Origin of the sequence: Epilithonimonas sp. UC225_85 (assembly GCF_042695135.1) — a bacterium.
In the GTDB taxonomy this organism is placed as follows: Bacteria; Bacteroidota; Bacteroidia; order Flavobacteriales; family Weeksellaceae; genus Epilithonimonas.
Window position 1 is genome coordinate 1,094,623 of sequence record NZ_CP170547.1, and the last position, 26,079, is coordinate 1,120,701.

The following is a 26,079-nucleotide window of genomic DNA, read 5'->3' on the forward strand; positions in this document are numbered from 1 at the left end:
TCGGCTTTTTTTTCTAATGGTTGTACGTGCAATTCTCTATAAATTTGCCGGATTATTATGAAGAAGACATTTACAATTTTGCTATTGTTTTGTATAGCATCTGTTTACGGACAAATTTTGGAAGGAGAAATATTCATCAGAGATAAGTCCAGTCTTTATCTTAATCAGGTTTATGTAACCAATCTCAACGAACACAAAAGTGTTTTGGCGAATTACAATGGCGAGTTCAAAATCGCTGTAAAGGAAGGCGATGTTCTAAGATTTACTTCCATCGCTACGGAAAGAAAAGATGTGACGGTAACCGGGCAAATGCTTGGAATGAGGAAGAATTTTATCGAGTTGCAGATTGCTTATTACGAGATTCAGGAAGTGATTTTAAGTTCATTCAAGCCAACAGGTAATCTCCGAAGAGATGTGGCGATGCTGAAAGGTTCCGATAAGGCATTCGAGCTTAGAAAAATGATTGGACTTCCGGAGCCAAAAGGCGATGGAACCTCACCGCAGATTCCTGTTTTGTCATTTAATCAGGGTTTGAGTTTCAGTATAGACAGTATTTTTGATTTGATCTCAGGAGAAAAGAAAAAGAAAGAACGATACTACCAATACGAGAGAATGAGCAAGAATATCAAGAATCTTCAGGATTATTATGGTGATGATTATTTCATCAAAATGAAAATCCCGAAAGAACTGATCCCGAATTTCCTGCAATTCATCTATAGTTCAGATAATATTACAGACTATCTGGAAACCAACAATTATGAAGCTGCAAAAACTTATATCGAAAAATATCTTCCGATCTATCTCAGAAGATTACAGAATTCTCATTTGATGCAGGTAACTTCAGAAATTTCAAATTAAATTAATTAATTATCAAATTTTAAACAATATGTAATTATTCTATACAATTTAAAATAAATTGTATAGTTTTGTTGCGTTTTTAAGATTTAAAAACAACTTTAGAAAAAAATGGGTAAAAATAAAGCCGCAAGATTCAGAGAAAATATCATATTGCCAAACGTCATCCAGCCAACGCGCGACCAGGCAATTAATAATTTTGAATACAAAGGAAAATGGAATGAGTTTTTTGGAAATGACAAACCCATTGTTCTGGAGTTAGGATGCGGAAAAGGAGAGTATTCTGTAGGACTGGCAAAGGCGTTTCCTGAGAAAAACTTCATCGGGATCGATATCAAAGGTGCCAGATTCTGGTTTGGAGCCAAAGAAGCCATCGAATATGACCTGAAGAATGTTGCTTTCCTGAGAACTCAGATAGAATTGATAGATAATCTCTTTGCAGAGAATGAAGTTTCTGAAATCTGGATTACATTTCCGGATCCTCAGATCAAATACAGGAGGACGAAGCACAGGCTTACCAATCCGGAATTTTTAGCAAAGTACAGGCATATCCTGAAGCAGGACGGGATCATTCATCTCAAAACCGATTCCGAATATCTTCACGGTTATACCTTGGGACTTTTGCAGGGTTTGGGGCACGAGATTCTGACTGCCCATCACGACATTTACGGCGCTGCAGAATATCAGCCCGACACACCATTACTGAAAGATATTAGAACCTATTATGAGGAATTGTTCTCTTCCAAAGGAAAAACAATTACCTACATCAAATTCAAATTAAAAAATGAATAGATTTTTTTTATTTTTTTTAGGCATTTGTCTTGTGAGTTGCGCATCCAGCAATTCGGTTTCGCCATTATTAGGAGGAAAAGACTCAACGGTACTTTTGAACACAGATGTTATCGTCGAAAAGCCTCAATTAAAAATAGAAGACAAGGCTGTTACATTGCTCAATCAGTTATTCAATACCGATGCTGCCAATAAAAATATGGTTTTGATCATTAACAATGACTCGGATTGTGATTTCATAATGACTATTTCAGGAGGGAAAACTTACAGTGTTCCGGTAGCATCCAAAAAAACAGAAAGTATTGTTGTAGAGCAAGGCGAATATGTGATGCGGTCTGAGGTTTGCCAAAGCACATATCTGGCACGCAAGACACTGGCAGAAAATACGCAGCTGAATATCAAATACTCTCTAGTAACTACCAATACGGAAAATAAAAACCCCGAACTTAAATAATAAAAGCTTCCGATTTTGGAAGCTTTTTTATTGATATCAAGTGTCAATATTTATTTCACAGAAATCTCGTAGATCCTGCTCCAGTTTTTACCTGTTATCAGCATATTTTCCCCTTTGAACGCGATTCCGTTCAATACATCATCATTTCCTGTTGTGTTTTGTTTGCTGATGTTGGATAGATCAAGAATGCCGGTAACTTCGCCATTTTCCGGATTGATTTTCAGGATGATTGGTTTCTGCCAAACATTCGAATAGATAGATCCGTCGTGATATTCCAATTCATTTACCTGGTCATAACCTTCTTTGTCACTTGCAACAGAGATGTATCTTACAACTTCTGACGGATTTTCTGGATTCAGGAAATAGATATTTTTTGTACCATCGGAAACGATGAGGTTTTTTCCGTCATTCGTCATTCCCCAGCCTTCGCCGATTACATTTGGAAATTCAAATTCCTTTATCAGCTTCATGTCAGAATCGTAGATAAATCCTTTTTTGGATTGATAGGTCAATTGATAAATTTTGTTTCCAAATACTGTAATTCCTTCAGAAAAAATATCAGAAGGCTGTGGGACTTCCTTAATTGGCGTGGTACTTCCTAAAGTATATTTGACGAGTTTTGATTTACCCTTTAAGCCAACACTTTCATAAACTGTATTGTCATGAAGCTCAAAACCTTCTGTAAAGTAATCTGTATTATGCGGATATTGATTGAGAACCTGATAAGACAACGTTCTTGCTTTGGCTTTTGCAAAAACATTGATCGTGGCGTCTTGCTGCAGAACTTCACCACTTTTTGTTTTGATGTTAAAAGTAACATCATTTTCGCCTAAGGTAAAGAACTTCGGATCTATAGTTAGATTGCTTGTCTCCTTGTCGCCAAAACTTACGGTAATTGCTTCTGCATAATCCAGAACATCTTGCGGCAATTGGAGTTTGTCTCCAAAATGATAACCTTTGTCCTGCTGGCTGAGGTTGTAATCATTCAGGGATGTCAGGATGTCTTTGTCCTTGTTGCAGCCTGCCAGTATCAGCAGAGCAAAAGCAGATGCTAAAAAAATCTTTTTCATTTAGAAATATTATTCGCCGGATTCTTCCGGATCTGTTTTAAAATTTGTTATTAAAAGTTTCAAATTCACTTAATGATTTTTAAGCTCTCCAACACACCAGCTCAATTGCTCTATGACTCAGAAACTTCGCCAAAAATACAAAATATGCAAACTAAGACCTCATAAATTTTTCTTAATTAAACATAAAAATGTAGTTTTGTAGATATTATGATTACGATAATTGCCGCAATAGGAAAAAATAATGCCTTAGGAAAAGACAATCAATTACTTTGGCGTCTTCCGAAAGATCTGAAACATTTCAAAACGCTTACAGAAAATCATCCCGTGGTTATGGGAAGAAAAACCTATGAAAGTATTGGTAAACCTTTGCCAAATCGTACGAATATCGTAGTCAGCAGGAAAGAAAACTGGTTTGCAGAAGATATTCTTATTGTATCGAAACTAAAAGAAGCTATCAAGTTTGCTAAAAAAATTGATGAAAATGTTTTTATCATCGGCGGCGGCGATATTTATAAACAAACCTTAGAACTGGCAGACAGGTTAGAAATAACGCTGGTTGACGAACACTTCGAAGCAGATACTTTTTTTCCGAAGATAGATCTGAGAATCTGGCAGAAAACAGACGAGGAGTTTCATCCAAAAGATGAAAAAAATAATCACGATTTCTATTTCCAAACCTACGAGAAAATCAATAAGGAATAAAGAATCTTGATTCTTAGATCTTTTGTCTTATAATTATGGATTACCCAAGTAAAGTTTTATCAAAAGCCGTAGAAGAGATATCTGGTTTGCCCGGCATCGGAAAAAAATCAGCGCTCCGGCTTGCATTGCATCTGCTTCGCCAGCCGGCATCGCAGGGTATTTCTTTGGGAACATCTATCCAGAATCTGGTGACGGATATCAAGTATTGCAAAGAGTGTCATAATTTTTCAGATTCAGACACTTGTGATATCTGTAATGACCACAAGCGAAATGAGGAATTGCTCTGTATAGTAGAAGATGTGAGAGATGTAATGGCAATAGAAAATACGGGCAAATACAAAGGCAAATACCTTGTTTTGGGAGGTAAGATTTCTCCAATGGAAGGTATTGGACCCAGCCAGCTGAGAATCGGGAGTATAGAAAAAAAATTAATGTCCGGCACAATAAAAGAGTTGATTTTTGCGTTAAGTGCTACTATGGAAGGTGATACTACAGCTTACTATATTTATAAAAAATTCAAAACTTTTCACGTATCATTTTCCAGCATTGCAAGAGGTATAGCTGTTGGCGACGAGTTGGAGTATGCAGATGAGATATCGCTCGGAAGATCTATAACGAATAGAACCATTTATAACGAAGCAGGCTGATGAAATTAAGCTTTATAATTGTTCATTATCAGGTAAAGGATTTGTTGAGAAACTGTATCCTTTCTATAAAAAAATATATTCAGGATTTGGAATATGAGATTATCGTAGTCGATAACAATTCTCCGGATTCGGAATGGAAAAACCTGATAAGTGAATTTCCTGATGTTAATTTTATAGCTTTAGACAAGAATTTCGGATTTTCTAAAGCCAATAATATCGGTGTAAAAGCATCAAAAGGAGAATATATTTATATCCTGAATCCGGATACTGAACTTGAAGGTTATTACTTTCAGGATATTCTGGATTTTGCAGATCATCAGGAAAAGTTTGGTGCCTTGGGCTTGAGAATGCACGACGCCCAGGGAAAATTTTTACCGGAAAGTAAAAGGTCTGTTCCTGCACTTATTAATTCCTTCGAAAAACTGTTTACAAAGCTGAGTAATGACTCCAAAACCTATTACAGAAATGATATTGGAGAATCGGAAATTGCAGAAGTAGAAGTCATGACCGGCGCCAATCTGTTGATGAAAAAATCTGTTTATGAGGAAGTCGGCGGGTTCGACGAACATTATTTTATGTATGGCGAAGACATCGATCTTTGTTATACCATTCTTAGAAAAGGTTACAAAAATTTTTATTACGGAAAAGCTTCAATCCTTCACTACAAAGGAGAAAGCACTGTGAAAGATAAAGTCTATCTCAACCGGTTTTTTGGCGCAATGGATATTTTTATCAACAAATATTACAAAAAACAAAAGCCTTTTCAATACATTCTGATGAAAATCGGCCTGAAATTCAAACATTTTATAGAAGCCAGAAAAATTAAAAATTAATCTTTTTTCTCTGTGTGAAGTGTAGATTCTTCTGCAAATCTTCTTAATTCCTGCATCTCATATTTAGCTTTTGACTGTCCAAATCTTGCCGCAGCATAAGTGAGCGCTATAAGTCCCAAAACTACAAAAGAACTTGGCAATGCCCAAGGATAATTATTGGTATTGATCTGTCTCTCAACATAAAATAATGTGAAGAAGGTCATCCACGCAATGGTGAACAGGAAATATAAAAACATGAAAAATGTCCAGACTGCAGAACTTGGACCAAAAATTCCGCGTATTACGGTTGCGTCGTTTTCTTTTTCTATTCTTAGTGCCAGATTTGGTTTCCAATAGCTTTCTTCCTCTGTTCTCACAAAAATAGTGGCTACTTCCTTGTTAATATTTCCGAAGAATTGATCGTGGTGTTTTTCCAGATAATCTCTCAAATTGGTCTCATATTGTTCCAAAGTAAGATCCGTGTATAATTTGAATCTGGGTCTGTTTCGTATGCTGTTCAAAGTCTCATTCATAAAATTAATGCTTATTCTTAATTCTTATTCCTCAATGTAGGGAATCGGATCTTCCAGCGTAAATTCAAATTTCATCGGAATACCATTTCGTTTGATTTCCAGATTTATTTTTTTACTGACGTTGGTCTTCAGGATCTGATGGATTTTATTGAGTGTCATTTCTTTGGCTTGTTTATTATCAATGGTGACAAGCTGGTCGTTTTTGATGATTCCTGCTTTTTGTGCGGGAGAATCTTTCCTTGTACCGGAAACTAAAAAATTTGGTTTCAGGGTGAATTTATATTGGAAACTGTCCGGGCTATTGTCTATGACGTTTATTTCGTTACCAGACGAATTTACTTTTGCTGTTTTCACCTGCACCTGTTCTTTTTCCCAAAGCAGTCCGTCCTGTTTTATTTCCAGCCCGCTGCCGTCTATCAGAAAAGGATCATCCAGATATCTGTTCGGTCTGAAATAAATTCTATTGTCTTGATAATCAAATATAACTGTAAATCTTCGAAGAATTTCGGAACCAATCGAACCTTTTCTGTCTTTGACCAGTTTCAGATGTTGGATAGAATATTCGTCTGGCATCGATGCGATCGGTTTATTAAGTTTAAAATCACCGATAGAAAGCGAATTGATCCGGCTTCTTTTTCCAAAAATATCACCACTGAAACCGCGTCCCAGAAAATCATCAATATTCGGTCTGTTATAAATAAAATCTTTTATCAATGCCGGGAAAAGCCATACAGAATCCGTATTTCCAAGATCCAAAAGCAGCTTTGAGCTTTGCTTGTCATGTTTCATTTCTATATCAGCATTCATGTAAGGTTTGTTGAACTCCACACTCATAGGGAAATTTTCATACCTGCTGACTTTTTTAGGAAACTTGGATTTGTCTTTGTAAATAGTCAATGTTTTTTTGATATAATTAATTTCTACCGGATGATTCTTGAAAAAATAATACCCGATAATGCCATTCACGGGAATTCCTATATCCTGAGAAATATTAAAATCCTCGTCCAAAACCAGAAATACAGTGTGAGACCTATCAACGAAGTTTTTTCCGATACTCACATTATTTTTAATCGATTTCAAAGCTTCAATACTTACCGTTTCTCCCAAACCCTTGAAGGTGATTTTCTCAATATTTTTAAAATCAACTTCTTTATTTTCCAGACTGAAAAGCAAGGTTTCAGAAATCCCGGAATCTAATAGAAAATTAAGTTCAATACCATTTACATTCATCGGAACGAAGATGAGGTTGTTAATCAGCTTGAATTTAATCACGGTTTTATCAACATTTTCAAGGACAAAACCATCCTGAGCCTTCGTGCAGACGCCAAATATTAAACTGAAGATGAACAAAAATTTCATAAGATTAAATTACATTAATTTTTAACAACTGCAATTTTTTGACAATATAATTTTATGGAATACCTATGTTAATCATAATTTATTTGGTAATTGCTTTAAAAAATGGAATGTTGTTTGATGTGTTTTTAAACATTATTGCAAAACGTTACTAATTGTTTAATTTAATCTCATTATTAGTTATGAAAAATCTATCAACTTTATTCGGAAAAGATAACTTGGACGAAATTGTTTTCGCCAATAGAAATAAAGCTTATGGCGCTTATGTTCTTAGAAATGAATATTCTAATCAGCTTACAAAAGCCCTGTTCGTTGGTGTTGCTTTTTTCGCATCATTATCGGTAATTCCGTTAATTATTTCGGCATTTTCATCTGATAAAATTATTGAAGTTATCAATACACCTGGTCCGGTTGTTCTTGATGATGTTGATACGCCAGATATAACCAAACCAACTCCTGCATCTACAGTTCCACAAGATGTTAAAACTGTTACAAATCCAATTTATACACCAGTTAGAAATCTTAAAAAAGATAAACCAATTCCGACAGTGGATGATTTAAAGGGTGCGGCTATCGGAGAAGAAACAAAAACGGGAAAGGAAACAACTATATCTTATGTCCCGCCGGTTGTAACTTCGGGTCCTCCAGCTGTTATTTCCACGCCTCCAGCTCAGCCGGCTGAAGATCCCAACAAGCTTATAAATCAGAATGAAGCTGATGTTGCAGCAGATTTCAAAGGCGGAATCAATGCTTTCCGTGAAAAAGTAGCTCAGAGTTTTGATACAGAATCTGTAGAAAATGGCGGAATGATATCCGCAGTTATTACATTCGTAGTAGAAAAAGACGGTAGCATTTCCAACTTAAAAATCAATGGTTCCAATTCCGATTTCAATTCCGAGGCAGAAAGAGCCGTGAAGTCTGTGAAAGCGAAATGGACACCTGCACAATTAAAAGGCAAAGCTGTAAGATCATCTTTCAGAATGCCTATTTCCATGAAAATTGAATAGTCTGAAAATCAGGACTATGTAAATATTAAACATCAAGTTTTTTATAATTATCCACATTTTGTAAGGAAATGTGGATAATTTTTTTATTTGTCAACCCGTTAATTAACAATACTTTAACGGCTTAGCGGGTTTTTCAAAACTTTATAAGTAGTAAAAAATCGTATTTTTGAAGATTAAATTAATGTTTATGGCAAAAATTATAGGTGTTGCAAATCAGAAAGGTGGTGTTGGGAAAACCACTACGGCTGTTAATCTGGCATCGGCTTTGGGCGTGTTGGAAAAGAGAATTCTCTTAATAGATGCGGATCCACAAGCTAATGCAAGTTCTGGTTTGGGTGTTGAAGAAATCAATTTTTCTACCTATCATCTATTGGAGCACAGTGCAGAAGCATCCAAATGTATTTTGCCTACAACTTCGCCAAACGTAGATATTATCCCGTCTCACATAGATTTGGTAGCTGCAGAAATAGAATTGGTAGACCGTGACAACCGAGAATATATGATGCGTGAAGCTTTGAAATCTATAAAAGACCAATACGATTATATCATCATCGATTGTGCACCGAGTTTAGGTTTGATTACTATCAATGCCTTGACCGCTGCAGATTCTGTAATTATCCCGATCCAATGTGAATATTTTGCTTTAGAGGGTCTGGGTAAATTATTGAATACCATCAAAAATGTTCAGAAAATTCATAATCCTAATCTGGATATAGAAGGCCTGCTTCTTACGATGTACGACAGCCGTTTGAGATTATCAAACCAGGTTGTAGAAGAAGTGAATTCCCATTTCCCGGAAATGGTTTTCGAAACGATTATCAGCAGAAATGTTAGATTAAGCGAAGCGCCAAGTTTTGGAGAAAGTATCCTGAGTTATGATGCAGAAAGTAAGGGCGCAATCCAATATATTCAGCTTGCAGAAGAAGTGCTGCTGAGAAACGAAAAATTAATTAAAAATTAGAAATGTTTTTGTTGATTTAATATCATCATTTATCATTTATCAATCATCATTTATAAAAAATGAAAGACAAAACAAGAGCAATGGGTCGTGGTTTAGGTGCAATTTTGAATGCCGAAAGCAAGACCAATATCAACTCCGCTTCGGATGAAGGTGCTAAAAATCTGGTAGGAAATATCGTGGAAATTTCTATCGAGGATATCTACCCGAACCCCAATCAGCCAAGAACTTATTTCGACGAAAAAGCACTGAATGACCTTGCCGAATCTATCAAAAGCTTAGGCATCATTCAGCCCATTACGCTTAGAAAAGACGGACAGAAATTCGAAATCATTTCCGGAGAAAGACGTTATCGCGCTTCCAAAATTGCCGGTCTGGAAACTATTCCGGCTTATATCCGATTGGTAAACGATCAGGAATTGCTGGAAATGGCTTTGGTGGAAAATATCCAAAGGGAAGATCTTGATCCCATCGAAGTGGCTTTGACATATCAAAGATTGTTGGACGAAGTTGGAATGACTCAGGAAAATCTTAGCCAGCGTGTTGGTAAAGAGAGAAGTACGATTACCAATAGCGTTCGTCTTTTAAAATTATCCCCGGATATTCAGAATGGGATCAGAAGCGGTCAGATCTCTGCAGGTCACGGGCGTGCAGTGATGGGACTAGATACAGACGAGAAACGCCAGATTCTTTTTGACAGGATCATCAAAGAACAACTGAACGTGAGACAGGCCGAACAATTGGCAGGCCTTATGAAAAATTCTCAGGATACAGAAAAAGTGGTGAAGCAGTCCATCGTTCCGAATCATTTCAAGAAAGCTCAGAAAACATTATCTGATATTTTGGATGTGAAAGTAGAAATTAAAACTTCTGCAAACGGGAAAAAAGGAAAAATCGTTTTAGATTTTAAAAACGAAGAAGAGCTGGAAAACATTCTTGCTCACATTAGATAGATGAAGAAATTAACCACCATTTTTTTGTTCTTTTCTTTTTGTTTAGGTTTTTCACAGGTAAATCCAAATGATACAATCCGTGTAGAAAATCATCCGAAAGATAGTATTCCTGCAGCGAAACCGTTTTCGGAAGCACAGGTGATACAGGATATCGATCAAAAAAATGCACCGCCAAAAGTCACCAAACTAAGCCCTTCAAAAGCGGGTTTGTATTCTGCAGTTTTGCCGGGATTGGGACAATTTTACAACAAAAAATACTGGAAGATTCCAATCGTTTGGGGTGCTGTCGGAACCGGAATTGGAATTGCCCTTTGGAATGACAAACAATACAAACGATACAGGAATGCCTTTGTAGCGGAGTTGAACGGACTGCCGCACGAGTTTTCAGGAATCAATGGGATTGATAAAACTGTTCTGGGAAATGCACAGGATAGTTCCAAAAGACAGCGTGATTATGCTATTGGGATTTCTGCTTTGATTTATATTCTAAACATTGTGGATGCCGTTGTAGATGCGCATCTATATGAAGGTCGTCACGATCCGGATCTGGCAATTACACCCACAATGATTAATGATCAGTTTGGCAACTCTTATGCAAAAACAGGAATAAGTTTTAGTTTTAAATTTTGAAGTAAATAATAGAACGTAAAAAAGATAGAAGTATAAAAATATTTTTCTCGCAGATCAATCTGATTTTGCAGATTAAATTAAAACAAAATCTGCTTAATCTGCCAAATCGGCGAGATTTTAATGCTTTAAAACAATAAAAAAGAAAATGAAAATAGCGTTAGTAGGTTATGGAAAAATGGGAAAGATAATCGATGAGATTTCCCAAAATCGTGGTCACGAAGTCGTGGCAAGATTGCGCGAAACGCCAACACCCGAAAACCTGAATAATCCGGATGTTGTTATAGAATTTTCTAACCCGGAAGTAGCTTTTGAAAATATAAAAACCTGTCTGGAAAATAAAATCCCAGTTATCTGCGGCACAACCGGCTGGCTGGATCAAAAGCCGGAAATCGAAAAAATCGCTCTAGAAAATAACACCGCATTCTTATACGGCTCTAATTTCAGCTTAGGCGTAAATCTTTTTTTTGCACTGAATGAAAATCTTGCTAAAATGATGAATAAATTCCCTGAATATAATTGTCAGCTGGAAGAGATCCATCACATTCACAAGTTAGATGCTCCAAGCGGAACTGCTATTTCCCTGGCAGAAGGAATTATTTCAAATTCAAACTTCGAAGCCTGGAAACTGGACGAAACCAAAGATAAGGAATTGGGAATTTTTGCGATCAGAGAAGATGAAGTTCCGGGAACTCACAGCATTTTTTACAGATCAGAAGTCGATGAGATCGAGATAAAACATACAGCTTACAACAGAAACGGATTTGCTTTGGGTGCAGTTATCGCAGCAGAATGGATCGTTGATAAAAAGGGTGTTTTCGCAATGAAAGATGTTTTAGACTTATAGTTTTATAGAATTAACTCTCCCTTTAGTTTTTTGGGAAAAATTAATTTCAATCTCAGCTCAATTATTTCTGTAACAAAAACAGCAGACCAAAAACTAATTATACAAATACAAAAGCTGGAAGCACTGTGCTGATAGCCAAAAGCGAAAAGCTATATTATGAATTACATCATTACTTATACCATTTATGTTCTCATCATCAGTGTATTGATGGGACTTACAACGTGGAAGTTATTCAAGAAAATGGGTTATAATCCATTATTTTCTTTTATTCCTTTTTACAATTATTTCATCATTTTAAAAGAAACAGACCATCCGAAATGGTGGGCAATTTTATCTTATCTGCCAATTGTTGGTCCGATTATGATGTCGGCTTTTCATATTTTTCTGATGAAAAAATTCGGGAAAAGAGGATTTGTAAACGGATTATTGACGGTGATTCTGCCATTCATTTTTATGGCGACTGTCAATTATAGCAAAGATCCGCAGGTAGAAACTGAAGAAGAAGAGGAGGAAGGCAAAAAGAAAGAAACATTCTTGGGGTCTGTGACATTTGCTATCGTTTTTGCAACGATTATTCACGCTTTTATCACGCAGCCTTTCGGGATTCCGACGGGATCTATGGAAAGAACACTTCTTGTCGGAGACTTTCTTTTTGTGAACAAATGGGCTTATGGTTACAGAATGCCGATGAGACCTGTAGCTTTACCATTTTTACAAGGAACAATTTTCGATACAGGACAAAAAGGAAACCCAAAAGATGACCCGAAATCTTACATTGATGCGGTGAAATTACCTTATTTGAGAATCCCTGGTTATGATGAAATCAAAAGATATGACATTGTAGTTTTCAATTATCCTCAGGATTCTGTTCACACAGCAATTGACAGAAAAGATCCTTATGTAAAGAGATGTATCGGGATTCCTGGTGATGTGATAGAATTCCGTGCAGGTCGATTATTTGTGAACAATGCTCCAGAAAAAATTCTTGGTGATGAGCAACAGCAGCATAAATATATAGTAAAAGCATCTAGTCAGTTAGATATTCCTTCTTTGTACAAGGCTTATGGATTTTTACCAGTTCAGGAATATCAACCGCAAACAGGTGGCGGTTTTATTTATGTATTCCAAGGCTTGACAGCTGATGTTGCAAAAGATTTCAAAAATATTCCGAATATAGAGGAAATCAAAGAAGATATTCTCGAAAAAGGGAAGAACGATATAGCTTATTTCCCTTTAAAAGATACTGGAGGAACAGTTTTGAGAGACGAAGCAGGGAATGCACTTTTATCAAAAAAAATAGATACTTCTAATTGTATTTATCCAATCAATAAATCTTGGAACCAAGATTTCTATGGACCGCTCAGAATTCCGAAAAAAGGAGACATTGTAAAATTGGATCAGGAATCATTGCCGATGTACAGATGGATCATTTCAGAATATGAGCATAATAAACTCGAAAACAAAAACGGGAAAATCTATGTCAACGGGCAGGAAACCAACCAATACACCATCAAACAGAATTATTATATGATGATTGGTGACAACCGCGATGCGTCTCTGGATGCCAGATTCTTCGGAGTCGTTCCGGAGGAGAATATCGTTGGTCGCCCAATGTTCACATGGTTAAGTGTTGAAGGATTATTCTCAGATGCGAGTTCTACTTATCAGGCACCTGGTAAAAGAATCCGTTGGGACAGGATGTTCAAAGCAACCAACACAGGAGAAGCCAATAAAACTTCGTATTGGTGGGTTGCCGTTCTGATTTTGGTGCTGTTTTTTGGATGGGATTTCTTTGCCAATATGTTCAAAAGAAAAAAGGAAGAAGATTAATATAATCAGGAGCTGATCCCGCTATCCACTATATCTTTTTTGTCATTGCGAACAACGTGACGCAATCTGTTGACCTTTCATCCCTCGCAATGACAAAAAAGGATGCCGTTTCTATCGGGGCTATGGGATTTGTCTTCCAAATAAAAATACAACACTTTGTCAAAGTTCCAAATCTTTGACAAAGTTTTTAGTTTAATAACTATCTAAGTTTTTAAAAGCTTTTTTATCTTTGCTGAGTTTTACACCTTTGCAAACATTAAAATCAGTTAATTCTGGAAAAATCTTTTGCGAACTTTGCGTTTAATTTTTCAGCAGATATCTAAGATTGCTTTTATAACAAGTATGAATAACAAGATTCTTTTACCCATATTTTATTTACCACCCATTTCATGGTTCTCAGTTTTTTTGGATCCCGAAAACGAAATTATTTTCGAACAATTTGAGAATTTTCCAAAACAAACCTATAGAAACCGCGCAGTAATCTATGGTGCAAACGGGAAATTACCACTCATCATCCCCATCAAGCATACGGGAAAAAGAGAGCTGAAAGATATCGAAATTTCTTTCACAGAAGACTGGCAGAAACTCCATTGGAAATCCATCAAAACAGCTTACCAAAGCACGCCTTACTTTGAGTATTATGAAGATAAACTGAAAAGTATTTTCGAAGAAAAAGTAGATTCATTAGTAGAATTTAATCTGAAAGCTTTGAAAGTCATTCTTAACATTCTTAAAACTGAAAAGGATTTTACGCTGACAGAAGAATATTTCCAAACACCTGAATCAGAAAATTACAGAGAGAAGTTTTCTGCCAAATCAGAGTCACAAACAGAAATGCCGGAATATTACCAAAGCTTTTCCGATAAAAACGGATTTTTAAAAGATCTTTCAATTTTGGATCTGATTTGTAACATCGGACCCGAAAGTCTGACATATATTAAAAATATCAAAATCAATTAATAATATTTAAATATGAAAAAAATATTGATAGCAGCTGCTTTTTATAGTGGATTTGCAATAATTGCAGCACAAACAGTTGCTCCGGAAAATGATAAGGATTTAAAAACGTGGTATCATAAAGATTACTCAACAACAAAAGTTTACGGTGTAAATACGGAAAATGCCTATAAATTCTTGGAATCTAAAGGTCTTAAACCAAAGACAGTTGTTGTAGGCGTTTTGGACAGCGGTGTAGAAGTGGATCATCCGGGATTGGCAAAAAATATGTGGAAAAATCCGAATGAAGTCCCAAACAACGGAAAAGATGATGACGGAAACGGATATATCGATGATGTTTACGGTTGGAATTTCTTAGGCGGAAAAAACGGCGACATCGATGTTGATAATATGGAAGTTACCCGTGTGGTAAAAAAATACAAACCAGTTTTCGAAGGCGATGATTCTGCAAAAAATAAGGAGAATCAAACCAAAATGCCGGAAGAATTTGCAATGTATATGAAGTCCAAAGAAATCTTCACCAAAAAAGGTGAGGAAGCAAAACAAAACCTTCAGCTTTATACAATGATCAACAACGCCATTCCTGATATGGTAAAATTGCTGAACGGGAAAAACCTTACCAAAGAAAATTTGGCAGGTATCAAACCTGCAAATCAGCAGGAAGCGATGGCAATGCAGGTTCTTTCTCAGGTTTCCAATGATCCGCAGATTGCCGGTAAATCTTCCGCTGAAGTAGAAAAATATCTGAAAGATCAGATGAAAGAAGCTTTGGATTATTTTACACCGCAAGCCGAGAAAGGTTTCAACCTGGATTTTGACCCGAGAGCATCTATCGTTGGTGATAATTACGATGATTATTCTGAAAAAAAATATGGTAACAATCATTACGAAGGTCCGGATGCAAAACACGGAACTCACGTTGCGGGAATCATCGCAGGCCTAGCAAACGGATCGGAAAACCAATACGGCGTTGCATCCAGAGTTGCGAAAATTATGACAGTAAGAGCCGTTCCGGATGGTGACGAAAGAGATAAAGATGTGGCAAATGCTGTTCGTTATGCAGTTGATAACGGTGCAAAAATCCTTAACATGAGTTTTGGGAAACCAGTTTCTCCTGGTAAAAACGTGGTTTGGGATGCTTTCAAATACGCAGAAAGCAAAGGGGTTCTTTTGGTGAAAGCAGCCGGAAATGAAAATGAAGATATTGCCGATCATCAATATTTTCCTACCAATTTCAAATCGCCAATGGATGAAAAACCTTTTATTAGCAATATGATTGTTGTAGGTGCCAATACTAATAACGCAGATGCATTAAAAGCAAGTTTTTCTAACTATGATGCGAAAATGGTGGATGTATTTGCACCTGGAGATAAAATCTATTCAACGGTTCCGGATGGTAAATACGAGTATTTGCAAGGGACATCTATGGCTTCTCCTGTAGTTGCGGGTTCTGCCGCAGTTTTGCTGGCTTACATGCCAAATCTAAAACCAGATCAAATCATAGAATCACTGGTTAAAACATCGAATGCAAATACTACTAACGGTTTTGATAAATTGTCAAGATCTGCAGGTGTTATAGATGTAGCAAAAGCTGCAGAATATGCTTATAATAATTTTTATAAGTCTAATGCGTCTTCAAAATCTACAAAAAAAGAGAAAAAACAAAAGCTTAACAAATCAATTGATAAGAGCAAGCTCTAGAAAAATAATCTTATAACTAAATAAAAAATCTGAGAATTTTCTCAGATTTTTTATTTTTTGCCTTTGGCATAATTTTTTATAATAACTTAGTATTAATTTTAAAACTATGAAACAATTATTTTTTTTAGGGGTGGTATCCGCAACTTTGCTGGTTACTTCTTGTGCTAGTAAGAGCGGCTTAAGCGCTGGCGAAGCACAAACTTTACGTTCTGACGTTATGAAACTTAAGGGTCAATGGGATATTAGTAATGTAGATTATAACAAAGAATTCAGTGTGAAACCTTTTGACGAAGGTGTTAGCATTAATTGTTTTGTTGGTAGTTCGTGGACTTTTATTCCTAATAATTATACAGGAACTTACACGTTGCACGGTAGTGCTGCTTGTCCGGAAAGAATCCAGAATATTACCTTCAGTGTAGATAAAACCGGTGTTGTTTCCATTAAAAAAGTTGGTGAAGGCGAAAAAGCAAAAAAAGTATCAGGAGGTTACAAACTTATGCTTGAAAATCCAACTGCAACCACTTTTACATTGGTACAGTCTGTGACGGCTGAAGGAAAACCAATGGATATCCGTTATAATTTTGTAAGAACCAAATAATCAATAAACCAAATAAAATGAAATTAAATAAATTAAATGTTGCTGCTTTTATGATCTCGGGATCTTTGTTATTGACAAGTTGTGAAGCAGTACAAAATGCCAACAATACTCAAAAAGGTGCGGCTATCGGTACAGCGGCAGGTGCAGTTCTTGGAGGTATTTTAGGGAACAACATAGGAAAAGGTGGTAATGCGCCGCTGGGTGCTGTTTTGGGTGGAGTAGTTGGTGGAGTTGCCGGTGGAGTTATTGGTAACAAAATGGATAAACAAGCCAAAGAGATTAAAGAAGTTTTACCTGGAGCAGAAGTGGAAAGAGTAGGAGAAGGTATCAAAGTGACATTGCACGAAAATACAGTTAATTTTGACTTCAACTCATCTACATTAACAAGTCTTGCAAAAACTAATCTTGATAAATTAGTCACAGTTTTGAAAAATAATCCTGATACCAATATTAATATCTATGGTTATACAGACAGTGTTGGTAGTGATTCTTATAATTTGAGTTTATCCGATAAAAGAGCTGCTGCAGTGAAAAGTTATTTTTCATCTGCCGGAGTATCTTCTACAAGATTATTCCCTCAGGGTATGGGAGAAGCTAATCCTGTTGCAACAAATGATACCGACGCTGGCAGAGCACAAAACAGACGGGTAGAATTTGCAATCACAGCAAATGAAAAAATGATTAATGATGCGGCTCAGGCTGGATCAAATTAATAATTATTTTATTTTCCAATAAATAGTAAACCGCAATTTGCGGTTTTTTTATTTTAATGCTACTTTTGTAAGAATATTGAAACAATTGATGAAAAACTATTTAAAATTAATAAGGGTAGAACAATGGGTTAAGAATTTATTTGTTTTTGCACCGTTATTTTTTTCAGGGAAGATCACAAATACTCATTTATTCTACGAGAGTATTTTTGCATTCTTGGTTTTCTCTTTTACGGCAAGTTCTATTTATATCATCAATGATTATTTTGATATAGAATCGGATAAAAGACATCCGGAAAAGAAAAACCGTCCTTTGGCATGCGGTGCTGTTTCAAAAAGAAAAGCAGAATTCTTATTTGCATTTTTAGTAATATTATCTATAGCTTCTGTCTTCATCGGGAATTATATTTTCCACACCAATTTTTGGAAATTTGGAGTCATCATAGGATTTTACTTTGTAATGAATCTTTTCTATACATTCAAGTTAAAACAAGTTGCAATTGTCGATATTTGTATCATTGCAATTGGTTTTGTTCTGAGAGTATTAGCAGGCGGGTATGTAACGGGAATTATAGTGACAAATTGGGCAATCCTACTAACTTTTGTTTTAGCACTTGTTTTGGCAATTGGAAAGAGAAGAGGAGAGTTAATCAATGCTCAGATCTCTGGAAAGACAAGAAAGGCACTTGATGGTTATAATGTTCAGTTTGCAGATATCGCGCTTTCTATCAGCTGTACTCTGGCAATTATTTGTTATTTGATGTTTACCTTGTCGCCGGAAGTTCAGGCCAGATTTCATCCGAGAGTTTTCTATACCGTTATTTTCGTGGTTTTTGCATTCTTAAGATATTTGCAGCAGACCTTAGTCTACAACAAAACCGAATCTCCAACCAAAATAGTTTACAAAGACCGATATATACAGATTACAATTGTCCTTTGGGTCATAGTTTTCCTGTTGCAGATCTATTTCAAAAAATAATATCGCTGGTCAAAAATAGATATGAGTTTGAAGAAATTAAGGCGATTAATTTTGATCTTTAAAAAAATAAGAAACAACAGATGAAACCGAATTTTATACAAAAAGTAACCAATTGGGGAAATTTTCCGGTTGTAGAAAAAGAAATGCGGTCAGATGATTCTGTTTCGAAGATTAAAAAGTTTGTAAAAGAAAATAACGAAGTTATTGCAAGAGGAAATGGCCGCTGTTATGGCGATGCTTCTCTTGGAGAACATATTTTTTCTACCAAAAGACTTAATAAATTTATCTCTTTTGACAGACTCAATGGCGTTATCGAATGCGAATCCGGTGTACTTTTGTCAGAAATTTTAGAAGTTTCTGTTCCGCAGGGTTACTTTCTTTATGTGACACCTGGAACCAAATATATTTCCGTGGGAGGCGCAATCGCTTCTGATGTTCACGGGAAAAACCACCACGCAGAAGGCTGCTTTTCAGAATATGTGATTGAATTTAAATTAATGGATGAAAATACCGAAGTCATTACTTGTTCACGCGAACAAAACTCAGACAAATTCTGGGCTACGATTGGCGGAATGGGACTTACCGGAATCATTCTCTCAGCTAAATTCAAACTGAAAAATATAGAAACTTCTTACATCCGACAAGAAAGCATCAAAGCAGAAAATCTGGATGAGGTTTTCCGATTGTTTGATGAAAGCGAGGATTGGACGTACAATGTGGCTTGGATCGATTGTTTTCAAAAAGGGAAAAACCTTGGACGTTCGATTTTAATGAGAGGCGAACACGCTTTGAAAGCCGAATTAACATCCAGCCTTCAAAAAAAATCTTTAAGACTGAAAGAAAAATTCAAACCGACTGTTCCGTTTTATTTTCCCGGATTTGTGCTTAATTCTTTAAGTATTAAGATTTTTAATTTCCTTTATTATAACAAACAGACAAAAAAGCAACTTAATAATTTTATAGATTATGAGACCTTTTTCTATCCTTTGGATGTTATCAATGATTGGAATAAAATCTACGGAAAAAACGGATTTATTCAATATCAGATGGTAATTCCAAAAGAAAACGGAAAAGAAGGAATGAAACAGATCCTTGAAACAATCGCCAGAAGCGGGAACGGTTCTTTCCTGGCTGTTTTGAAACTTTTCGGAAAGAATAATCCTAAGACCTATAATTCTTTTCCTGTCGAAGGTTACACGTTGGCTTTGGATTTCAAGGTTAATAAAGGATTAAGGAAATTAGTCGATCAACTCGACACAATTGTAGAGAATTTCGGCGGAAGAATTTATTTAACCAAAGACAGTATGAGCCGTTCATCTCTTACCAACTATCTTCAAAACGTTAACTCTCCGAAGTTTGTATCACTTCAGCATAAAAGAATTATTAGCAGAAATTAAACGCAAGTTGCGCAAAGATTGTATAATTCATTGAAATAATCGATTCGCAAAGATGCTTCGCTCACCAAAGAAAAACACAATAAAAAAATGAACGAAAATGAAATTTCTAAAATTATTTTTGATGCCGGGTTGAAAATTCATAGAAAAATTGGTACTGGACTTTATGAAAGGGTTTATGAAGAATGTCTATATTATGAGCTAAAGAAGTCAGGATTAAACGTTGAGCGACAAAAAAGTTTACAAATACAATATGAAGATTTGCTGATTCAAGATGCTTTTCGAGTTGATTTGTTAATTGAAGAAAAGGTTATTGTAGAATTGAAATCAGCCACAGAATCGGGACAGCATATTTTCGAAGCACAATTATTAAATTATTTGAGATTAGGAAAATATAAACTTGGAATGGTTCTGAACTTCAATCTTCCTTTTTTCAAAAATGGAGTAAGAAGAATTGTGAATGGTCTGTAAAAAAAATAATTAATCCTTGATGAGCGAAGCATCTTTGCGAATCGATTAGAAGGGATAAAAGGATAAAACTTTGCGCAACTTGCGTTTAAAAAAAATTAAATATGATCGTACTTGGTTCCAATTCCGAAGTTGCGCAGGCATTCGTAGAAGAATGTCTTGCAAAAGGCGAAAAATTCCCAACTATTTATTTGTTGAGTTCCAATCCGGGAACGACTGAGAAATTTGCAGACCATATTCAGGTGAAGTTTTTCCAGAACTCTGAGATTATTCTAATGGATCTGATGAATGAAATCGATTATAAAACCTTGGAAAACATCAATTCCGATATCTTATTTTGCGCTTCCGGGTTTCTTGGTTTGAGTACAGAAGACGGACTTTATGACGATGAAAATACGGAAAGAATTATTGATATCAATTATGCAAAATTAGTTCCTGTTCTTAATTTCTTTGCAAAGAAAATGGAATCCAGAAGAACCGGAACCATGATCGTTCTATCTTCTGTTGCAGGTGAAAGAGGAAGACAAAGCAATTTTATTTATGGCAGTGCAAAAGCAGCTTTGACAGCTTACTTAAGCGGATTGAGAAATTATCTCTTTGATAAAAAAGTTCACGTTTTGACTGTAAAACCGGGTTTTATGGATACCAAAATGACAGAGGGTTTACCACTGAATCCAACTCTTACAGCATCTCCGAAAAAAGCTGCTGAAGGAATTTATAAAGCTTATAAAAATAAAAAAGATGTGGCGTACGTTTTACCAATTTGGGCAGTCATAATGATGATTATCAGAAATATTCCTGAATTTATCTTTAAGAAATTAAAGCTGTAATAAGGTTTAAGGTAATAGAATTTAGGTAAATTTAATTCCTAACTACAACTTCAAACTTAATCCTTAAATCTGAAATATGAAAAAACTATATCTATTCGATTTTGACGGAACGCTCACTTACAAAGACACGATGTTTTTGTTTTTGAAGTTTTACAATCCTGCAAAATATTCGTTTCAATTTCTGAAACACGTTCCGCTTTTTATTTTATTAAAATTAAAATTGGCCAGTGCAGAAGCGGTAAAGAAAAGTTTCATCTCATCCATCTTAAAAGGAGAATCAAGATATCAAATTGAGAAGAAAGCAAAATTGTTTTTTGAAGAGAATTACTCAGGTCTGTTCAGGGAAAATGCTTTGGATTTTATTAATAATATCGACAGAGACAATACAGAATCTTACATTGTTTCGGCATCATTGGACGTTTGGGTAAAACCGTTTGCAGAGAAATTCAAGATGACATTGCTTTCCACTCAGGCAGAGTTCGAGAATGATGTTTTTACGGGAAGATTCGTAGGTAAAAATTGTAACAAGGAAGAAAAAGTCAATAGAATAAAAGCAGAAATCGGAGACAAAAAATTTGATAAGATCATAGCTTTCGGAGATACTTCAGGAGACAAAGCGATGTTTAAGTTTGCCAATGAATCGCATTACCGATTTTTTCACTAATTTAGTACCTTAATTTTCGAACTTTTTTCGGGCTTCAAATCTAATTAAAAATGGAAAGAATTTATCTGGATAATGCTGCAACTACGCCTCTCGACGATGAGGTGATAGACTGTATGGTCAATGTTTTAAGATTCAACTACGGCAATCCGTCGTCCACGCACAGCCTTGGACAGGAAGCCAAAACCGTTTTAGAAGAAGTGAGGCGAAAGATTGCAGAATCTTTGAAAGTGACACCTGGAGAGATCGTTTTCACGTCTTGTGGAACAGAATCCAATAATATGATCATCAAATCTGCCGTTAATTATCTCGGCGTAGAGAGAATCATCACTTCTGCCTTGGAACACAAATGTGTTGCCGAAACCTGCCTTGAAATGAAAAAATTAAAAGGTGTGGAATTGGTTTACCTAAGACCGGATTCTAACGGAGATTTTGATTTAAATAAGCTAGAAGAGGTTCTTAAGTCCTCAGATAAAAAAACATTGGTAACATTGATGCACGCCAACAACGAGATTGGAAATATTCTTGACATCGAAAAAGTGGCGCATCTTTGCAAAGAAAATAATACACTTTTCCATTCAGATACGGTTCAGACAATGGCTCACATTGATTTGGATTTTTCTAAAATCCCGGTTGACTTTGCTTCTTGCAGCGCGCACAAATTCCACGGACCCAAAGGTTCTGGTTTTGCATTCGTGAGAAAATCTTCCGGATTGAAAGGAATCATCACTGGCGGACCACAAGAAAGAAGTCTGAGAGCCGGAACAGAAAACGTAACGGGGATCGCAGGTTTGGGCAAGGCTTGGGAAATATCTCAGGAAAAAATGGAAGATTATAAAAACCATATTCTTGATATTAAACATTATGCTATCCAGCAATTAAAAGAAAGAATCTCCGGAATCAAATTCAATGGCAGAAGTGCGGAAGATGAAAGTCTTTACACTGTTCTTAATGTATTACTTCCTTATAAAAACCCGTTGATTGGATTACAGCTGGATATGAAAGGTATTGCGATCTCTCAGGGAAGTGCCTGCAGTTCAGGAGCTTCAAAACCTTCAATGGTGTTGATGTCAGTTTTGTCAGAAGATGACTTGGATAATAAAACACCTTTGCGAGTGTCTTTCAGTCATTATACAAAAAAATCAGATATCGATGCTTTGGTAGATGCATTGGAAGAAATAGGGAGACAATTCGTTATAGAAAAAGCTGATAGTTTACATAGATAATCAACAGAAAAAATAGAATATATATTTTGTAAATTTGTACTACAAAATTAATTAAAGAACAAGAAATCATGGCAGTAGAAATTACAGATCAATCCTTTCAGGAAGCAGTATTAAATTCAGATAAACCGGTTTTAGTTGACTTTTGGGCAGCTTGGTGCGGACCTTGTAGAATGCTTGGACCAATTATCGAAGAGATTGCAAACGATTTTGAAGGTAAAGCAGTGGTAGGAAAAGTAGATGTTGACAACAATCAGCAGATCTCTGTAGATTACGGAATCAGAAATATCCCAACGGTTTTGATTTTCAAAAACGGTGAAGTAGTAGATAAAATAGTAGGCGTTTCGCCAAAAGAGGTAATCGCTGAAAAGCTGAATGCTTACTTATAAGAAATTAATATAATTGAAAATGAACGCTTTTCTTGTTGGAAGGCGTTTTTTTTAATTTAAAATTTGGAGATGTTAATTATTGTTGTATTTTTGCAACCACAATAAACGAAGATAGTTTTCTTAGTTGTTGTGAAAAGATCCGGTAGTTCAGCTGGTTAGAATGCCGCCCTGTCACGGCGGAGGTCGCGGGTTCGAGTCCCGTCCGGATCGCAAAAAGTTTATCAATTACTTTTCAAAAATTGATCCGGTAGTTCAGCTGGTTAGAATGCCGCCCTGTCACGGCGGAGGTCGCGGGTTCGAGTCCCGTCCGGATCGCAGACAGAGAGTTTCACAAAAAGTGAGACTCTTTTTTTTATGTATTACGTTTATATTTTATTTTCTGAAAGTTCAGATGTTTACTACAAAGGTTTTTCCGAAGATGTTGAGAAACGTTTGGAATATCATTTACATTCCAAGGGTAAATTTACTTCTGGAGTTGGTGATTGGGAAATCGTTTATGTGAAAGAATTTGCTAACAAAAAGGAAGCTTTGATTGAAGAGAAACGACTGAAGCGACTTAACAGGAAATCCATTGAAAAATTAATATACGGTTAGAATGCCGCCCTGTCATCTCGTCCGAAGACGAGACGGGTTCGAGTCCCGTCCGGATCGCAGACAGAGAGTTTCACAAAAAGTGAGACTCTTTTTTTATGTATTACGTTTATATTTTATTTTCTGAAAGTTCAGATGTTTACTACAAAGGTTTTTCCGAAGATGTTGAGAAATGTTTGGAGTATCACTTAGGTTCTGAAGGTAAAGAGTATGCGTTTAAAATCTGTCCGATCTAAATACAAAAACCTCTCAAAATTTGAAAGGTTTTTATCATTAATCAGTTTTAATCATTCTATTTCCAAGATCATTGCCGTTTTTGCAGGTACAATAATTGTATTTTCTATTTCAAATTCTTTATCTGAAATAATGTCTTTTACCTTTATTTGATTGGAGATAATCTCACTATATCGGTTCATATCCAATGTAACATTTTCGATATTTTTATTAAGAATAATCATGACTTTTTTCTGGTCATTATATCTGAAATAAACATAAACGTCATTTTGCTGTGGTGCATAATGCAGAAATTTTCCATTTGTAATTGCCGAATTATTTTTTCTCCAGTTCAGAAGTTTTGAAAAATAACGTTTCGCTTCTTTTTCTTCATCAGTTAATGCAGTCTCGCTGAATGCATTTTTTGTATCACCTTTCCATCCGCCATAGAAATCACTTCTCCTTTGTCCGTCGCTTCCTGGTTTATCATTGGTCATCAGGACTTCGGTTCCGTAGAAAAATTGCGGTATTCCGCGCATTGTCATATACATGGCAATCCCGAGTTTCCAATGTCCAAAATTTTTGTTGATCCTGGAATAGAATCTGTCCACATCGTGATTATCCGGAAAAATCAGCTGATCTTCCGGATGAGGAAAAAGATAATCCTGAGCTACACTTTGATACACATCACGCCAGCTAGAAAACCAGCTTTCTTTTCCGTTGAGTGCAGAAACGATATTATCATTAAGAGAAAAATCCATCATTGTCGGCAGGTAACATTGGTATCCATCTGTGTTTTTTTTATCAATCTGCCAGTAAGAAGTTTGTGCGGCATTTCTGGACATTTCTTCACCTGTGATATTCATTTTTGGATATTCCTCAAGAATGGTTTTTGTCCATTTTGCCAGAAAATCCTTGTCTGTGTAAGAGAATGTATCTTCTCTTAGCCCGGATAATCCTGCATATTCTATCCACCAGAGTGTATTTTGAATGAGATACTTTGCAACCAGAGGATTTCGCTGATTCAGGTCTGCCATATGTCCGTCAAACCAGCCGTCGGTATATTCTTTTCTGTCGATTTCTGTTGCGTAGATGTCTGTTATTGTTGATTTTAGATGGTTGGTTCTTAGTTTTGTATCAGGGAAGTTTAACCAGCTTTTTTCCGGCAGATCCTTTACAAAATAATATTCTGCACCGCAATGATTCAGAACTGCATCCCAAATAACGCCGATATTTCTTTTATGAGCTTCTTTGACCAGGTTTTTAAAATCGGCATTGCTTCCAAATCTTGGATCAATCTTGTAAAAATCTGTGGCAGCGTAACCGTGATAGGAATAGTTAGGTTGATTATTTTCAGTCAAAGGTGTGTTCCAGATTTGTGTAAATCCTAATGATTTTATGTAATCCAGATGATTCACAATTCCTTTGATATCGCCGCCGTGTCTCTTGTCTTCATCGGTTCTGTCAATCGTTTTTTCATTTAGAGAATTAAAAATATCATTCTTGGGATCACCATTGGCAAATCGATCCGGAAAGATTAAATAGATGGCATCTTTCTGAGTAAAACTGTCCCGATCTGCGCTGTTGGCGTCACGTTCCAGAATTTGGAAATTTTTGCTCAAAATGATTTTATTGTTTTTTCTGAAATCAATTTTCACATTTCCTGACTTTGCTGTAGAATTGATCTTAAGTGTCAAAAAAAGATAATTTTTATTTTCAACAGTTTCGGTTTTTAATATCTTGATATCAGGATAAGAAATCTCCGGACGCAGATCGGAAATATCCTTACCATAAATGAGCAGCGTAATAGTGTCATACTTCATCCCGACCCACCAATTTTCCGGTTCAATCCGCTCTATTTTCTGTGCAGAAACTGAAATTGAGAATAAGAATGTGATAATAATTAAAAATACTTTTTTCATAAT

At 35.9% G+C, this 26,079-nt stretch carries 29 protein-coding genes and 2 tRNA genes; 27 read left to right on the forward strand and 4 right to left on the reverse strand.

Translation table 11 applies throughout. The features are described 5' to 3' along the window. Positions 1–57 precede the first annotated feature (57 nt). The 3 genes from ACFJGY_RS05290 to ACFJGY_RS05300 all read left to right on the forward strand — a co-directional run bounded on the left by ACFJGY_RS05290 (position 58) and on the right by ACFJGY_RS05300 (position 2,098). On the forward strand, positions 58–858 hold the full coding sequence (locus ACFJGY_RS05290) for a hypothetical protein (RefSeq protein WP_379968821.1): 801 nt from the start codon (positions 58–60) through the stop codon (positions 856–858). A 108-nt stretch (positions 859–966) separates the two neighbouring features. Continuing rightward, a complete protein-coding gene (gene trmB / locus ACFJGY_RS05295) occupies positions 967–1,647 on the forward strand; it encodes a tRNA (guanosine(46)-N7)-methyltransferase TrmB (protein WP_379968823.1) in 681 nt (226 codons plus the stop codon). Next, positions 1,640–2,098: a DUF6759 domain-containing protein gene (locus ACFJGY_RS05300; RefSeq protein ID WP_379968825.1), complete on the forward strand. Its 459-nt coding sequence runs from the start codon at positions 1,640–1,642 to the stop codon at positions 2,096–2,098. Before trmB ends, ACFJGY_RS05300 begins: the two co-directional genes overlap by 8 nt. A 50-nt stretch (positions 2,099–2,148) precedes the next feature. Here the strand turns inward: ACFJGY_RS05300 and ACFJGY_RS05305 are convergent, their stop codons facing one another. Beyond that, entirely contained in the window at positions 2,149–3,168 is a 1,020-nt protein-coding gene (locus ACFJGY_RS05305) for a glutaminyl-peptide cyclotransferase (protein ID WP_379968827.1), read from the reverse strand. 207 nt (positions 3,169–3,375) lie between these two features. Here ACFJGY_RS05305 and ACFJGY_RS05310 point away from each other — a divergent pair, with 207 nt between their 5' ends. The 3 genes from ACFJGY_RS05310 to ACFJGY_RS05320 are packed head-to-tail and all read left to right on the forward strand — an operon-like array spanning position 3,376 to position 5,350. After that, positions 3,376–3,870: a dihydrofolate reductase gene (locus tag ACFJGY_RS05310; RefSeq protein ID WP_379968829.1), complete on the forward strand. Its 495-nt coding sequence runs from the start codon at positions 3,376–3,378 to the stop codon at positions 3,868–3,870. A 35-nt stretch (positions 3,871–3,905) separates the two neighbouring features. After that, positions 3,906–4,517, forward strand: coding sequence for a recombination mediator RecR (gene recR / locus ACFJGY_RS05315; RefSeq protein ID WP_379968831.1), 612 nt, complete (start codon positions 3,906–3,908; stop codon positions 4,515–4,517). Beyond that, entirely contained in the window at positions 4,517–5,350 is an 834-nt protein-coding gene (locus ACFJGY_RS05320) for a glycosyltransferase family 2 protein (protein ID WP_379968833.1), read from the forward strand. The genes recR and ACFJGY_RS05320 overlap by 1 nt, the downstream gene beginning before the upstream one ends. Here the strand turns inward: ACFJGY_RS05320 and ACFJGY_RS05325 are convergent. Then, on the reverse strand, positions 5,347–5,862 hold the full coding sequence (locus ACFJGY_RS05325; protein ID WP_379968835.1) for a hypothetical protein: 516 nt from the start codon (positions 5,860–5,862) through the stop codon (positions 5,347–5,349). The genes ACFJGY_RS05320 and ACFJGY_RS05325 overlap by 4 nt on opposite strands. Before the next feature lie 24 nt (positions 5,863–5,886). Further along, positions 5,887–7,221: an aspartyl protease family protein gene (locus ACFJGY_RS05330; RefSeq protein WP_379968837.1), complete on the reverse strand. Its 1,335-nt coding sequence runs from the start codon at positions 7,219–7,221 to the stop codon at positions 5,887–5,889. A 179-nt stretch (positions 7,222–7,400) separates the two neighbouring features. Between ACFJGY_RS05330 and ACFJGY_RS05335 the strand changes: the two genes are divergently transcribed. The 21 genes from ACFJGY_RS05335 (at position 7,401) to ACFJGY_RS05435 (ending at position 24,177) form a co-directional block, all read left to right on the forward strand. Continuing rightward, the gene (locus tag ACFJGY_RS05335; protein WP_379968839.1) at positions 7,401–8,225 is read left to right on the forward strand and encodes an energy transducer TonB; all 825 of its coding nucleotides are present in this window, start codon (positions 7,401–7,403) and stop codon (positions 8,223–8,225) included. Between the two features lie 187 nt (positions 8,226–8,412). Further along, entirely contained in the window at positions 8,413–9,186 is a 774-nt protein-coding gene (locus ACFJGY_RS05340; RefSeq protein ID WP_379968841.1) for a ParA family protein, read from the forward strand. Between the two features lie 59 nt (positions 9,187–9,245). After that, positions 9,246–10,136, forward strand: coding sequence for a ParB/RepB/Spo0J family partition protein (locus ACFJGY_RS05345; protein ID WP_379968843.1), 891 nt, complete (start codon positions 9,246–9,248; stop codon positions 10,134–10,136). Continuing rightward, positions 10,137–10,766 (forward strand): DUF5683 domain-containing protein, encoded by a 630-nt coding sequence (locus ACFJGY_RS05350; protein ID WP_379968845.1) that lies wholly within the window; start codon positions 10,137–10,139, stop codon positions 10,764–10,766. Positions 10,767–10,911: 145 nt separating this feature from the next. Continuing rightward, the gene (dapB, locus tag ACFJGY_RS05355) at positions 10,912–11,610 is read left to right on the forward strand and encodes a 4-hydroxy-tetrahydrodipicolinate reductase (RefSeq protein WP_379968847.1); all 699 of its coding nucleotides are present in this window, start codon (positions 10,912–10,914) and stop codon (positions 11,608–11,610) included. 156 nt (positions 11,611–11,766) lie between these two features. After that, on the forward strand, positions 11,767–13,440 hold the full coding sequence (gene lepB, locus ACFJGY_RS05360; protein ID WP_379968849.1) for a signal peptidase I: 1,674 nt from the start codon (positions 11,767–11,769) through the stop codon (positions 13,438–13,440). 342 nt (positions 13,441–13,782) lie between these two features. Then, positions 13,783–14,400, forward strand: coding sequence for a WbqC family protein (locus tag ACFJGY_RS05365; RefSeq protein ID WP_379968851.1), 618 nt, complete (start codon positions 13,783–13,785; stop codon positions 14,398–14,400). Between the two features lie 12 nt (positions 14,401–14,412). Then, positions 14,413–16,098: a S8 family serine peptidase gene (locus tag ACFJGY_RS05370; protein ID WP_379968853.1), complete on the forward strand. Its 1,686-nt coding sequence runs from the start codon at positions 14,413–14,415 to the stop codon at positions 16,096–16,098. Positions 16,099–16,204: 106 nt separating this feature from the next. Next, the gene (locus ACFJGY_RS05375) at positions 16,205–16,696 is read left to right on the forward strand and encodes a lipocalin family protein (protein WP_379968855.1); all 492 of its coding nucleotides are present in this window, start codon (positions 16,205–16,207) and stop codon (positions 16,694–16,696) included. 17 nt (positions 16,697–16,713) lie between these two features. Beyond that, on the forward strand, positions 16,714–17,409 hold the full coding sequence (locus ACFJGY_RS05380) for an OmpA family protein (protein WP_379968857.1): 696 nt from the start codon (positions 16,714–16,716) through the stop codon (positions 17,407–17,409). An 88-nt stretch (positions 17,410–17,497) separates the two neighbouring features. Then, positions 17,498–18,385, forward strand: a complete 888-nt coding sequence (locus ACFJGY_RS05385; RefSeq protein WP_379968859.1) for a decaprenyl-phosphate phosphoribosyltransferase — start codon at positions 17,498–17,500, stop codon at positions 18,383–18,385. A gap of 80 nt (positions 18,386–18,465) precedes the next feature. Further along, positions 18,466–19,782, forward strand: coding sequence for an FAD-binding protein (locus ACFJGY_RS05390; RefSeq protein ID WP_379968861.1), 1,317 nt, complete (start codon positions 18,466–18,468; stop codon positions 19,780–19,782). An 87-nt stretch (positions 19,783–19,869) separates the two neighbouring features. Next, entirely contained in the window at positions 19,870–20,250 is a 381-nt protein-coding gene (locus ACFJGY_RS05395; RefSeq protein ID WP_379968863.1) for a GxxExxY protein, read from the forward strand. Positions 20,251–20,351: 101 nt separating this feature from the next. Beyond that, positions 20,352–21,077, forward strand: a complete 726-nt coding sequence (locus ACFJGY_RS05400) for an SDR family NAD(P)-dependent oxidoreductase (protein ID WP_379968866.1) — start codon at positions 20,352–20,354, stop codon at positions 21,075–21,077. A 76-nt stretch (positions 21,078–21,153) separates the two neighbouring features. Continuing rightward, on the forward strand, positions 21,154–21,741 hold the full coding sequence (locus tag ACFJGY_RS05405; RefSeq protein ID WP_379968868.1) for an HAD family hydrolase: 588 nt from the start codon (positions 21,154–21,156) through the stop codon (positions 21,739–21,741). A 50-nt stretch (positions 21,742–21,791) separates the two neighbouring features. Beyond that, positions 21,792–22,964 carry a cysteine desulfurase family protein gene (locus tag ACFJGY_RS05410; protein ID WP_379968870.1) on the forward strand — a complete coding sequence of 391 codons (1,173 nt, stop codon included), beginning with the start codon at positions 21,792–21,794 and terminating at the stop codon, positions 22,962–22,964. A 68-nt stretch (positions 22,965–23,032) separates the two neighbouring features. Then, positions 23,033–23,350 (forward strand): thioredoxin, encoded by a 318-nt coding sequence (gene trxA, locus ACFJGY_RS05415; protein ID WP_379968872.1) that lies wholly within the window; start codon positions 23,033–23,035, stop codon positions 23,348–23,350. 136 nt (positions 23,351–23,486) lie between these two features. Beyond that, positions 23,487–23,560, forward strand: a tRNA-Asp gene (locus ACFJGY_RS05420). 31 nt (positions 23,561–23,591) lie between these two features. After that, positions 23,592–23,665 (forward strand) — tRNA-Asp (locus ACFJGY_RS05425). A 39-nt stretch (positions 23,666–23,704) separates the two neighbouring features. Next, on the forward strand, positions 23,705–23,944 hold the full coding sequence (locus ACFJGY_RS05430) for a GIY-YIG nuclease family protein (RefSeq protein WP_379968874.1): 240 nt from the start codon (positions 23,705–23,707) through the stop codon (positions 23,942–23,944). A 95-nt stretch (positions 23,945–24,039) separates the two neighbouring features. After that, positions 24,040–24,177: a GIY-YIG nuclease family protein gene (locus ACFJGY_RS05435; protein ID WP_379968876.1), complete on the forward strand. Its 138-nt coding sequence runs from the start codon at positions 24,040–24,042 to the stop codon at positions 24,175–24,177. 51 nt (positions 24,178–24,228) lie between these two features. Here the strand turns inward: ACFJGY_RS05435 and ACFJGY_RS05440 are convergent, their stop codons facing one another. Further along, complete coding sequence (locus ACFJGY_RS05440; protein WP_379968878.1) at positions 24,229–26,076, reverse strand: glycoside hydrolase family 13 protein; 1,848 nt, start codon at positions 26,074–26,076, stop codon at positions 24,229–24,231. Positions 26,077–26,079 lie beyond the last annotated feature (3 nt).